This is a genomic window from Pseudomonas sp. LBUM1661 (assembly GCF_059695925.1).
Genome location: NZ_CP166794.1, coordinates 4,967,295 through 4,979,534 on the forward strand (window position 1 = coordinate 4,967,295; position 12,240 = coordinate 4,979,534).

7 protein-coding genes and 1 pseudogene are annotated in these 12,240 nt (G+C 54.0%); 1 reads left to right on the plus strand and 7 read right to left on the minus strand.

The window, feature by feature from the left end; translation table 11 throughout:
- Positions 1-74 precede the first annotated feature (74 nt).
- From ACA057_RS22700 to ACA057_RS22720, 5 genes are all read right to left on the minus strand, one after another.
- Positions 75-1,199, minus strand: coding sequence for an HDOD domain-containing protein (locus ACA057_RS22700; protein WP_497342518.1), 1,125 nt, complete (start codon positions 1,197-1,199; stop codon positions 75-77).
- Between the two features lie 403 nt (positions 1,200-1,602).
- Positions 1,603-2,550 (minus strand): diguanylate cyclase, encoded by a 948-nt coding sequence (locus ACA057_RS22705; protein WP_497342520.1) that lies wholly within the window; start codon positions 2,548-2,550, stop codon positions 1,603-1,605.
- Positions 2,550-7,100, minus strand: coding sequence for a CHASE domain-containing protein (locus ACA057_RS22710; protein ID WP_497342522.1), 4,551 nt, complete (start codon positions 7,098-7,100; stop codon positions 2,550-2,552). Before ACA057_RS22710 ends, ACA057_RS22705 begins: the two co-directional genes overlap by 1 nt.
- 61 nt (positions 7,101-7,161) lie before the next feature.
- Positions 7,162-8,871, minus strand: coding sequence for a putative bifunctional diguanylate cyclase/phosphodiesterase (locus ACA057_RS22715; RefSeq protein WP_497342524.1), 1,710 nt, complete (start codon positions 8,869-8,871; stop codon positions 7,162-7,164).
- Positions 8,872-9,288: 417 nt separating this feature from the next.
- Entirely contained in the window at positions 9,289-10,230 is a 942-nt protein-coding gene (locus ACA057_RS22720) for an SDR family NAD(P)-dependent oxidoreductase (RefSeq protein WP_497342526.1), read from the minus strand.
- A 63-nt stretch (positions 10,231-10,293) separates the two neighbouring features.
- Here ACA057_RS22720 and ACA057_RS22725 point away from each other — a divergent pair, with 63 nt between their 5' ends.
- Positions 10,294-10,929: a TetR/AcrR family transcriptional regulator gene (locus ACA057_RS22725; RefSeq protein WP_497342528.1), complete on the plus strand. Its 636-nt coding sequence runs from the start codon at positions 10,294-10,296 to the stop codon at positions 10,927-10,929.
- Between the two features lie 49 nt (positions 10,930-10,978).
- Here the strand turns inward: ACA057_RS22725 and ACA057_RS22730 are convergent.
- Positions 10,979-11,254: pseudogene (locus tag ACA057_RS22730) on the minus strand (Ppx/GppA phosphatase family protein); the annotation flags it as partial.
- A gap of 52 nt (positions 11,255-11,306) precedes the next feature.
- Positions 11,307-12,221, minus strand: a complete 915-nt coding sequence (locus ACA057_RS22735; RefSeq protein ID WP_497342530.1) for a CHAD domain-containing protein — start codon at positions 12,219-12,221, stop codon at positions 11,307-11,309.
- Between the last annotated feature and the right edge of the window lie 19 nt (positions 12,222-12,240).

Below are 12,240 nucleotides of genomic sequence, written 5' to 3' on the forward strand. Positions count from 1 at the left end.
CTTGCATTTAATAACAAAAAATCCTCAACCGCCTTTTCTGCGGAGGGATGCCCTGTCTGCTTTCCCGAATGCCCTCAGGCTAGGCCCGCCAATCGTTTAAGTCTTTCGAGTTCCGCTTCAGGCTCGCCATTTTTCATGGCGGCCCCAAGGCGCATGACCACTTGCTCGCGACGTACCTGCATGGGAGGCAACGCGTAGATCGCGCCTATCAACTCACGCAGTGCCTGAGGGAGTCCCCAGGAGGCTTTCAACTTGATGGCAAAGGGGGCGGCGAAATCACGCAGGACATGGGTGAGCACTTCTTCATCCACCCTATGCCCCTGGCCCTCCCACTTCTGGATTTGGTAAAGCACACACAGCTCGCCTATCCGGTGCAGCAGCGCAGCACTCTGTAGTGGCGTCGGATCCAGCTTGCATCTTCGAGCCAGGGAAACAACCTGTTCAGCCAGGCCCTCGGCATTATCCAGATAAGACTGCATGCAGGTCATCAGCACCCCATTGGTTTGGGTATTGGCCTGTCGCAGGGCCTGGCTCAACGCCAGATTCACACTGGTAAGCCCTCCCAATCGTTTGATGGCATCGATTAAACTGGTGCAGGGTTGGCCCACCCCGTGATAAGCAGCGCTGTTGGCTGCCGCAATCAGATGAGCGCACAGCGCCGGATCATGCTGCCAATCCTGGACCAGCTCGCGAACGTCCAGCAGTTCTCCCCCGTACCCCAGCTGAAGTTTTTCCTTTACCTGAGCGAGTAATGGCAGGTCCAGCTCATGGGTGGATAATCCACTGAGATAGTCGATAAGGTTTTCATCAATAACAGCGGGCACTTGCACATTCGTATCGGCAGGAAGGAGCGCGTTGAGGCATTCAACGACGCGCGACACCTGAAACGGCTTGGTAAAAAAAGCGCTGATCCCCAAAGGCCTCACTGCCAGGACACTGGCTCGATCCGAACGCCCGGTGATCATAATCAGCGGTGTTTTCTGATCCTGTGCACGAATCGTTTGCAACAAGTTTACACCGCTGGCATCCGGTAGATCCCAGTCGGCCATGACCATCTGATAGGCACCCTGCTGCCAGGCATGCAAGGCGCTGGCAACATCGCCAAAACAATCGACTTGCGCCAACGGACGGATGCTCAAAACCAACTCTTTCAGCAGGTCTGCTATCCAGGGGTCATCTTCCAAAATCATCACGCGCATTCGAGTCACCGCACTGGATTAATGCACCATTTCGCAAGGCTTTGCGGCCCGGGTTTGTCCGACGACGAAGTAGAGGTCGCTGACGTCAGGAAATGCGGTTGTGAGCGAGCAATCGGGATTGAGTCACGGCGATATCCATTTCAATTTTGGGGGTAAAAAGGTTCACAACCGAATCTATTCCTCACCGGCGAACTATACAAGCAAGCAAACAGCTCCCAGGTAAATAGGCGGGGTAACGCTGACTTCAAAACCATGTCTGCGTTTTTTACACAGCCTGGGCAAGTAGTGGTCAACCCCCACTACAGACTCCTTTGATCTCCCGTCCACCCGAACAGCGCAAGTTCTCGATTTAATGCTTGCCTAATAGATCTCACCAAAAATGTAATCTGCAAAAGGGAGATTCTTAACCGGACAAAATTGCAGATGAACATACCCTGGCCCTGCCAGCTTTCTTCGCTTCATAGAGTTGCTTATCCGCAGCCTCTATCAACGCCTGGAATTCATGGTCATCAGTGGGCGTCAATGTTGCGACACCTAAAGAAAGAGTCACCACACGAGCTACATCAGAAGCAGAATGCTCGATACCCAGCGCCCGGATGTGCTCTTGCATTTTTTCTGCAAGTTGGACCGCTCCGCAAAGATCTGTATTGGGTAGGATGCAGGCAAACTCTTCGCCACCATACCGAGCGACCAAATCGTAGGGGCGTCTAATCATTTCAGATAAAGCTTGGGCAACAGATTTCAGGCAGCCATCTCCAGCCTGGTGCCCATATTGATCGTTGTAGCGTTTGAAAAAGTCGACATCCACCATGATGAGCGACAGCGGCTTTTGCTCTCGAAAGCACCGGCGCCAATCCGTCAATATGTCCTCATCGAATTTGCGTCGATTAGCCACTCCAGTAAGGCCATCCATCAATGCCATGGAACGCAGCAGATCGTTCTGTAGTTTCAGGGTCAGCTGTGTTCGCACACGGGCTCTAACAATGATTGGATTGATGGGTTTGCTGATGAAGTCCACCGCGCCAAGTTCCAGACCTAGTACCTCATCCGACTCCTGCTGCTGTGCGGTAATGAATATGACGGGGATGTCCTGGGTCGCAGAGTCAGCCTTGAGTCGACGACATACTTCATGCCCGTCGATGCCCTCCATGACCACGTCCAGCAGAATCAGATCGGGTAGTTGGGCGTGGCATACCGTGATCGACTGCTCACCGCTGGTGGCCATGAATACATCACAGTCCTCACGAAACAACTCGTGAAGTACCCGGATATTAATCGGTTGGTCGTCGACAATGAGGAGTTTTGGACGGTTATGGGGATGTGGTAACCAGGTTTCCATCGATTGTTCCATCAGGCGGATCTCAACAGTTCACGACCAATCGGCATCGCAGCAGAAAAGTCTAGCGACTGCACCATGACAACCAGTTCGTCGAACTGTGGGCGCAGGGATTGCGGCGTTTTTAACGCCAATGCGTCTGCCAGCTCTATGACCTGAAGGTTGCCCGCTTCCAGCAACAGCAAAATCTCTTCAAGGGATTTTCGCCATTGCGCGAGCGCCATCAATTCGGAGTCAACACAGAGCTTTGCACTCGCGCTCTGACCAAAATCGACATTCATCTGCTCAAGACTTTGTTGCAGTAACCTGCTCAATTCGTCAAACCATGTTGCGTCAGCAAAGATGCGCGCTACCGACTCTGCATCTGCGGATTTCAGTTTGTGCTCCAGATCGCCGGCCAGCAACGACATCGCCTTTGCACCCATGGTGCCGCTGCTACCTTTAATTGTATGAAGCACGAAAGCTGCCCCCGATGCGTCTCGCCGCTGGATCTGATCGTGCAACCGACCAAGCTGTTTTTCTAGCTCGGGGCCAAAATTACGCAGCACGGTGCGGATCAAATTGAGGTCACCACCAAAGCGGCTAATGATCGATGCTCGAGGCTCGATGTCGCCTTCTCCTGTATTGGCTTGACCCGAGGCTGGAGATGCCTCGGGATCCTCACGGCCCGCTTGAAAAAGTAGTGTTGCGACGAGTTGTTCCAGATCTATAGGCTTGCCGACATGCTCATTCATCCCCGCAGCAAGACAGGCCTCACGGTCGGTATCGGAGGCATTTGCGGTCATCGCCACGATCGGCAGCGCTGAAAAACGTGGATCCGATCGAATGCGACGGGTCGCCTCCAAGCCATCAATATCCGGCATCTGGATATCCATCAACACGGCGTCGAAGGACACATTTTCAGTCATCACCCTGCTCACACCTTCCAGCCCACCTTCAGCCAGCGTCACCTGAGCGCCTTCCCCTGTCAGTAACTCATCGGCAACCTGCCGATTAAGCATGTTGTCTTCCACCACCAATAGCCGCAACCCGGCCAGACGCTGCGGCCTGTCAACAGTTGACTTGGACGGGAGTGACTGCGGAAGGCCTTTGCCGTTGAGTGCTCGCTGAACAGCATCGGCTAATTGCTTGGGAGTGACAGGCTTGGTGAGAAATCCCACGAAGGGAGCGTCTCCCGTCTCGTTTGCGTCGGCCAGCACTTCACGGCCGTAAGCGGTAATCATAATGACCATTGGAGGAGGCATGCCGTTGCCCTGCTGATGAATCAATTGCGCCGCGCTCAGCCCATCCATATCGGACATCCGCCAGTCCATCAGTACCACGTCGTAGGCTTCGCCTCGCACCTGGGCTTTCTTCACCCACTCCACCGCTTGGGTGCCACCGCTCACGTGGTCGGCCTTCCACCCCAATGCATGAACGGTTCGCAACAGCAACTCACCCGCCATGGCGTTGTCGTCGACTACCAGTATCCGTATGGACACATCGACTCCAGGGCAGGCAGGTCGCAGCAGCGAAGTCTGCGCTATACCCAAAGGGATATCGAACCAGAAGCGACTTCCGAGACTTTGCTGGCTCTCTACCTGAAGTTCACCGCCCATCAAGCTGACCAATCGCTTGCAGATCACCAGACCCAGACCGGTGCCGCCAAAGCGGCGGGTGGTTGAAGCCTCGGCCTGAGTGAATCCTTCAAAAATGCGCTGAAGTTGCTCCGGGCTGATACCGATGCCGGTATCAGAAACGGCGATGCGTAAGCTCACAGTATTTTCCGTGCGCATCAGTTGCTCGACGCTGACCACGATCTGGCCTTCCATGGTGAACTTGAGGGCGTTACCCGCCAGGTTGATCAGCACCTGTTGCAGCCGCAGGCTATCGCCGATCAGGTCGTTGGGTAGATTGGAGTCCAGGTCGAACATGACCTCGACCTCTTTCTGGCCCTGGTTGCCGGCCAGCACAACGGCGAGGTCACGCATGAGCGGTTCGAGTTCGAACGGGTGCACATCGAGTTCCAGCTTGCCAGCCTCAATCTTGGAGTAGTCAAGGATGTCATTGAGCAAACCCAGCAGTGATTTCGCAGCGGTCTGCGCTTTGGTCACATAGTCGAGTTGACGACCATTCAGGTCAGTCTTCTGCACCAACTGCAACATACCCAACACGGCGTTCATCGGCGTCCGTATTTCATGACTCATGTTGGCCAGGAAGGCAGACTTGGCCGCACTCGCAGTATCAGCCTGTTCCTTGGCGTAAAGCAGGTGTGACTCTAGCTCGCGCTGGGAGGTAATGTCCCGATTGATGCCCGTCACACGCAAAGCCGCACCGTTTGGACTGCGTTCGACCTGCGCGCCTGCCTGAATGAAGCGAATCTGGTCGTCCGGGCGAACGACGCGGAAAATTGTATCGTACACACCAGACCCCTCGACGGCGGCATTCAGCTTTGCAGCCGCAGCTACAGCATCCTCGGGGTGAATTCGAGAGAGCCAGTGCTTAAAACTTAGACCAGTATCGCGCAACGTCAGTGGCTGACCATAGAACTCGAACATGCGGTCATTCCATTGCAAGGTATTGTCCGCAAACGTCCAGGACCAGATGCCCAATTCGGCAACTTCAGCGGCCATCAGCAACTGATCATGCACCGACATCAGTTCGCTACGTTGCTTTTGTGTCGTCTCCAAGCTCGCAGCCAGTTCCTTTTCTGCCGCTTTACGATTGGTGATGTCTACCGCGATGCCAAGGTGGCCGCTCAATTTCCCATTGTCATCGCGCATGGACGTGACCACCAGCGTGACAGGAAACCGCGAGCCGTCCTTACGTATGTAAGTCCACTCCCGGGTTTCTGCGCCTTCAAGCTCGGGTTTATGGGTCAGCACACGGAAACCATCGATTGCCTGAGCGTACTCCTCGCTCAGTTCAACACCACGAGCAGCGATTTCCTCTGGTTCATGAATCAATGAAGGTGTGTTTTTACCCAGCAACTCATCGGCGTCATAACCCAACATATGCTCGGCGCCCTTGTTGAACACGCGAATAACGCCATCGAGATCCGTCGCAATGATCGAAACCTCGGTGGCCGAGCGCAGCACAGTTCCTAGCAATAGATTGAGATGCCGTAACTCGGAAGTTCGTTGCGCCACCTGTTCCTCCAGGCTGGAATTGAGTTCGAGAATTCGGGCCTCTGTTGCTTTTTTCTCCGAGATATCCCTTAACGTCTTGGAGGCTCCTACGACGCGACCACCCTCGCCAAAAATGGGTGAGATGCTTACGGAGACATCAATCAGCCGGTTATCTTTGCATCGACGTTGGGTATCAAAGCTCCTTATCCGTTCCCCCGCGCTGATACGCGCAAGGATATGGGCTTCCTCAGCTACAAGCGCCTCAGGAACAACCAAGCTGACCAGTGAGCGACCCACGGTCTCCTCGGCGGTATAGCCAAAAAGATGCTCGGCTCCCTTGTTCCAGTTGGTGACGAAGCCATCGAGAGTCTTACCGATAATGCCATCGGCCGAGCTTTCAACGATGGCGGCCAGCCTTGCTTGATCGGCGAGTATCTGCCGCCGTCGTTGATGACTGACGCTCACGACTCCAACCAAAGTAGCTAGAAGAACTGTAAGCAAACCACCCAACAAAAGGACGACTTTCGGCGAAACCTGATGCAAACGCTGGATGAACAACGGGTGCGCGCCGAGTTCGATTTGCCATCGCCTCCCGTACACCTCGCGCTCCACCTGATGGGTCATCAATGTTTGACGGCTAGTCGAGTCGTCGGAGCTTTGATAAAACACCTCCTCTCGTCCGGGGACGGTGATATCCCTCAATCGCAGATGGATCGATTCATTTTCCACGCGTAGGCCGTTGAGCACCTCCTCTGTCAGCAACCCGGTGAAGCTCCAGCCAAATGCCGCTGCCTCTCGCTCTGCAACGGTTGATGGAGTCACCCCTTCACGATAAATGGGTAACAGCACCAAGAAAGACTGCTGCGGCTTTCCTATGCCCGTTACCAGTGTGATGGGGGCGGTAATCCGTGCCTGACCGCTTTGCATTGCAGACTGGGCAGCCTCTCGCCGCGCCGGTTCCGAAGCTATGTCCAAGCCAATTGCAGCCTGGTTACCCTCAACCGGTTCGACATACTGGACAACGTAACGCTCGCCTGAATGGGGTGAGAGTTGACGAATGGAGAAATCAGCTTTGCCATCAGCTCTAACACGCCTAAGAAACTGACCTTCGTCTTGCTCTTGTACACGTCTTATAAAACCAAACCCGAGTGCGCCAGGAAACTCAGTAGCAAGATCGCGAGTTTGGCTGTATCGGAGGAAAATTTCGCGACTGAGACCATGTTCTCCCGCAGTCAGCACGGCCCCACGAGCGCCTCGCAACCCGTATTGATAAAGCCGGAGTCGAGTCAACACCGAGTCTGCTGCTTCCTCGGCAGCCTTAGCGACCGCTTCTTGGGCCAATTGCTCGTTGAAATGTTCAAGGGTCCAGCTCCCCAGAGTGCTTGCCCCCAGCCCCACCACCAGAGTGATAGCTACTCCCCAGCTCAATGCAAAAAACTTATGTTTTCTCATCCGCATTGTTCCATTGCAGAAAGCCTTCAATATTAAAGTTCGAACCCTGTTGGGGGGTGTCTGCAACTTAGTTCGCATGCAGGACATTCACTTCGAGCCCCGAGGATAAAAATGAGCATATTTGAGCGAAGGGAATAGGACGGCCATAAAGAAAACCTTGCATGATCTGGCAGCCTTGCCCCAGAAGCGCATAGGCCTGTTCCTGTGTTTCTACGCCTTCGGCCACCAACTCAAGGCCTAGCGCCTGGCCTAACTTTATGATCGCCTCAATGATCGCCAAATCGTTTTTGTCGGTGAGCATATCTCGTACAAAGCTCTGATCTATTTTCATAACATCAATTGGAAACCGTTTGAGATATGTCAGACTCGAATAACCTGTGCCGAAATCGTCGATAGCAATGCGAACCCCTAACGCTTTTAAATGAAAAAGGGTTTCGCAGGCGTTATCAATGTCTCTTGCCAGCACCCCTTCGGTAATCTCCAATTCCAGGTGTTCTGCTTCTAATCCAGATTCGACCAGGATGTCTTTCACCATATCTAGGAAGGATTCCTCGCGAAATTGCACGACGGAGATGTTCACGCTAATGGAAATGTCATGGCCCAGTTCACGAAGCGCTCTCGCGTCCTTGCAGGCCTGGAGCAGAACGTACTTGCCAATCGGGATGATCAGCCCTGTTTCTTCTGCCAGTGGAATGAAATCGACAGGCGAGACCAAAACTCCTTCATGATTGCGCCATCGGATCAACGCCTCCATCCCAATGATCCGGTTATGTCGGGCATCGACCTTCGCCTGGTAAAAGACCTCAAAGACACCATCTTCCAAAGCAGTGCGCATATGACGCTCAAGCAAGTGCCGGGCACGCGTGCTGCTTTCGATATGCGGAGAAAAAAAACAATAGCGGTTGCGACCTGAAACCTTCGCTTGGTACATGGCCGATTCGGCATGTCGGTAAAGTGACTCCAGATCGTCACTATCCTCAGGGAATACACTGATGCCGACGCTTGCGGAAAGGTCGTATCGGTGTGCCTGGATGGAAATAGGACTGGCAATTGTTGCGAGGACCCTTTCAGCGAAGCCGCCCACAGCGTCGAAACTGATCACCTCTGGCAGGAGGAGGATGTACTCGTCTCCTCCTTGCCTGCTAACGGTATCCACTACGCGCAGTGACCGCGATAACCGCGATGCAACCTCTCGCAACACCAAGTCGCCGACGGGGTGGCCCATCGAATTGTTGATAACTTTGAAGTTATCCAAATCAAGCAGTAGCATCGCCACGCGGCCATGGTTGCGACGGGCCTTTTGTAAAGCCTGCTCGGTACGATCCTGCAACAGTATTCGGTTGGGTAGTCCAGTTAATGCATCGTGATTAGCGAGCCTCTTGGCCTCATTTCGCAAGGCGATATGAGCCTTGATATGGGCTCTGGCAACTGGAATATTCAGCGGCTTTTGAATGAAGTCCACTCCGCCGCACTCGAGAGCGCGAAGCTCATCGTCTGTCTGCGTATGAGAGCTTACAAAAATGACCGCTGCGTCCAAAAGCTCCGGATCGGATTTCAGCGCCCGGCAGACCTCGAAGCCACTCATTCCTAGCATTTCTATGTCGAGCAAAACCACATCGGGCCTGCATTGACGAGCAATTTCAAGCGCCTCCTGACCACATTTGGCGACATAGACATCGGCTAAGTCTCGCACTGCGTCACTCAGAATTCTAAGATCAGTGATTTGGTTATCGACAATCAGGAGGACTGGACTGAGGCTAAACGTTTTGTTGCGCACTCCTTTGCTCCTCGCAAAACCCTGCAACAAATAACAGGCAGGCCTAGACCAGCTCCTGCGACGGGATGCCCAGCCTGCTAGCCCAGAGTGCCCTCGGGCCAGGTCCGATAATCGATGAAGTCTTTCAAGGTCTGCTTAGGCTCGCTGTTGTTCATGGCTACGATAAAACGCATATCGACCCTAAGCTACCGGTGGTCAACAATAGGAACGGCCAAATGCGGTCGTTCACACCTTAATACTAGGATCTACACTTGCGCTCACTCTCAGGACTGTTCACAGCAACTTCTAGCTGCACGCTCGGCCGGATTTTCAGGGCTCGCGAAAGTCCTTTCAGAAAGTCGGGTTCAACAGCACTCGGTTGGGCACAAGCTCGGTGATAGCTTTAGTGATCTGCGAAGCTGTAATGTGAAATGCGCATCACAACTCTGACGGAAGTCCGGTCATTTCAGCACTCATGTTCCACAGGTCGAGCGCGTTGTTCGTGTCGTATGACGTGTCTGACGATCGGATCTCCCGCCCATCGGAGAAATATTTACCCGTGACTGATCCCTCGCTCCCTGAAGCGAGCAGCGCGAGCCGCCGCCCAGATGTCGCCGGGCTATGGATGTTACTTACGAATAGCGATAGCGCGGGCAGGATATATCTGGAGATGAAACGAAGCGGAGCGGAATAGTCCCGCGCCAAGCCAGTGCCGGGCATAAGACCTGGGTCAAAAGCATTGACTCGCAGAGATTGGATACGTAGATCCGGAGATGCAGCAAAACGGCGGGCATATTCATAGGCGGTGTAGATATTGCAGAGCTTGGAAGTTGTGTAGCGGCGCCTGCCCGCCTGCGGACCGGGCTCGAAATCGTGCGCCAGCGCCTCGGCGTTGGTGTAGCGTGGCTCGGGCATACCAGTCTTTTGCTCGGGATCGTGCGTCCCACTGGATACAAACGTTATGCGCCCAGCGCTTGAAAGATCAGGGAGCAGGAGACGGCTCAGCAGAAAATGGCCCAGATGGTTGACTGCGAACGTCGTCTCATAACCCTCCGTAGTCTTTGTTGGTGCGGTGACGCTTTGCCCGCCAGCGTTGCAGATGATGCCGGCTAGCGGAGGAAATTGACACTTACGGAACGCCTCGACGAAGACGCGAATCGAGACCTGCTTAGCTAAGTCTAACGGCAGGACCTCCACATTACCCCTCGCGTCACGCAAGAGTTGAGCTGCTTGCTCGCCCTTCTGGACGTCCCGGCAAGCGATAATCACCAGAATGCTACTGTCCTTTGCCAAGACGGACGCACACTCGAAGCCCAAGCCGCTATTCCCGCCTGTAACGATGAATGTCTTCGCTAACATTCGATGATCATACATGGTCATTGTTGGCTCGCCTGGGTCAATGTATACATGATATGAAGAAAGCTTCAGGAATAGAATTCGCATATGGCCAAGCACCCAATAAAGCTCTTGAACGCCCGTAAACAGGCGAGTCAGGCGCGATCGCAAGTTACGGTTGATTCAATTTTCGAAGCAGCTATTCAGGTTCTACTCAACGAAGGGTACCAGCGCCTCACCACTACACGAGTAGCTGATCGTGCCGGTGTTTCGGTTGGCACCCTTTACCAGTACTTTCCGAATAAGCAGTCGCTACTTTTCGCTGTGCTCAAAAGACACTTATGTCGTATCGTGGATGCCGTTGAAGCAGCTGCCCGGTCAGCGCATCACGCCCCCCTCGCCTCCATGGTCGCATCCGTCGTCGAGGCTTTCGTGCGCTCCAAGATGAGTCATGTCGACGAGGCTCGCGCGCTTTACACCGTCGGCAGTGAATTGGATTCGATGGTTTTCTTAACGTCTATGGAGGCGCGAGGTAGGGCGGCAATTTCGGCTATGCTCGGAACAGCATCCAACGCTTGCTTCGAAGATCTGGAACTAACGACGTACATGTTTTCCGCAGCACTGGTTGGTCCGACCCGCGCAATTTTGGAAGGTGGTGCTCCGCCTAAATTGCTGCGCGCGCTGAGAACGCAGTTGGAGTCGCTTAGTCTGGGATACCTCGAGCGAGAGGCCCTGCCTCGCTGAATTTTAAACGCAGAATTTTGGTTCGTCTTTGCAACGGCTCCGCGACAACTTCCCGAAGGGCACTGGTCGCTACCGCCCGCACACGACCCGCCTCAAAGCCGCGTAGTTTTTTGCCAAACCGCGCGAGCGCTTGCCATCCCCGATCCAGAGCCAACTCGTCTAGCGCCCCGCCTTGACAGCCCTCCGCCAAACGGACAGGTTCACGCAAGGTTTTCACTTCCTAGATCACGAAGCCCTGATTCCGTCTGTCCGACTGGCCGATCATCATGCGGAACGCATTAGAACCAAGATCAATGGCCGCAAACAGGAAGGCGTCTCCTTTCATGTGGAACTCCTTGCAAATTCATCAACCAGCAGCCGGGTGTCTGCTGAACGCTCTAGACGGTTTGCGAGGAACTTTCCATGGGCTCGATGACGCTAAGATGACGCACGCGACCCTTTCGACAGACTGGGATGTTAAGATGGATGCGTGCTGCGTCAAAGCGTGCTCGTTTCTTCCGCTGCCCCTTCAGGCAGCTTTTTTTGCCTGATGATTTTGGCAACTGTTTTGCCAGACCTCTCAGTTGGGCCTCAGCCTTTTCCAGAGCCGTTGCTGCGCAGCTTTTCCAAGCTTTCTCCAATGGACGCAGATCAGATTCGACCAGTGCCCTTTGGCACCATTGATAATGATCATGCCAGGAGCCCAACGCCGATTGCAGTGCTTTCAGTGAACTGGCAGCTTCACGCGAAAGCAGTGAGAGTTTGGGAAAGGCTTCCGTCAGGTAGCGAGTCCGCTTGACCACAATTCTCAGCTCGTGCCGATCAAATCCAGCGTCATCTACAGCAGTATGTAACCGGTCGATCTGCTTACTCAGCGCTTTTTCAATTTTTGGCTGGATGTGCTTTAAGCCACCATCGACTTGCGCTGAGCGAAAAGTAGCAGGCCACTCGTCCAATTTAATGAACAGATTGTCGAGGGCCGGACTTTTTTGAATCCTAGAGTAGCTTGCCCCAAGCCGAGATTTTCTGAGCTGCGCCTGGACGGAAAAGCCCCCGCTCTCCAACTCCTGAATTATCACCTCCAGATCGCGAGCAGGAGTGGTCAGCCTTCCCACTCCAGCCGCTGCATTATTTAGAGCCGCGACCTCGCTCATTGCGCGCATAGGCCGAAGCAGGCTCCTGATACGCCGTACGGCAATTCTGAGGTCATGCAAAGCCTCGCTGTCGGTCCGAGCCTCCAACCGAGCACGGGCGTGATACAGGGCAACCTGAAGTGCCAGTATCTCAGCAACGAACTTGTCTACGAATGACATGCGGTCATCTCATTGAAAC

Excerpts from the sequence above, each read along its gene's own strand:
- ACA057_RS22700 (WP_497342518.1), bottom strand. The coding sequence starts at position 1,199 with ATGCGCGTGATGATTTTGGAAGATGACCCCTGGATAGCAGACCTGCTG.
- ACA057_RS22705 (WP_497342520.1), bottom strand. The coding sequence starts at position 2,550 with ATGGAACAATCGATGGAAACCTGGTTACCACATCCCCATAACCGTCCA.
- ACA057_RS22710 (WP_497342522.1), bottom strand. The coding sequence starts at position 7,100 with ATGCGGATGAGAAAACATAAGTTTTTTGCATTGAGCTGGGGAGTAGCT.
- ACA057_RS22720 (WP_497342526.1), bottom strand. The coding sequence starts at position 10,230 with ATGACCATGTATGATCATCGAATGTTAGCGAAGACATTCATCGTTACA.
- ACA057_RS22725 (WP_497342528.1), top strand. The coding sequence starts at position 10,294 with ATGGCCAAGCACCCAATAAAGCTCTTGAACGCCCGTAAACAGGCGAGT.
- ACA057_RS22735 (WP_497342530.1), bottom strand. The coding sequence starts at position 12,221 with ATGTCATTCGTAGACAAGTTCGTTGCTGAGATACTGGCACTTCAGGTT.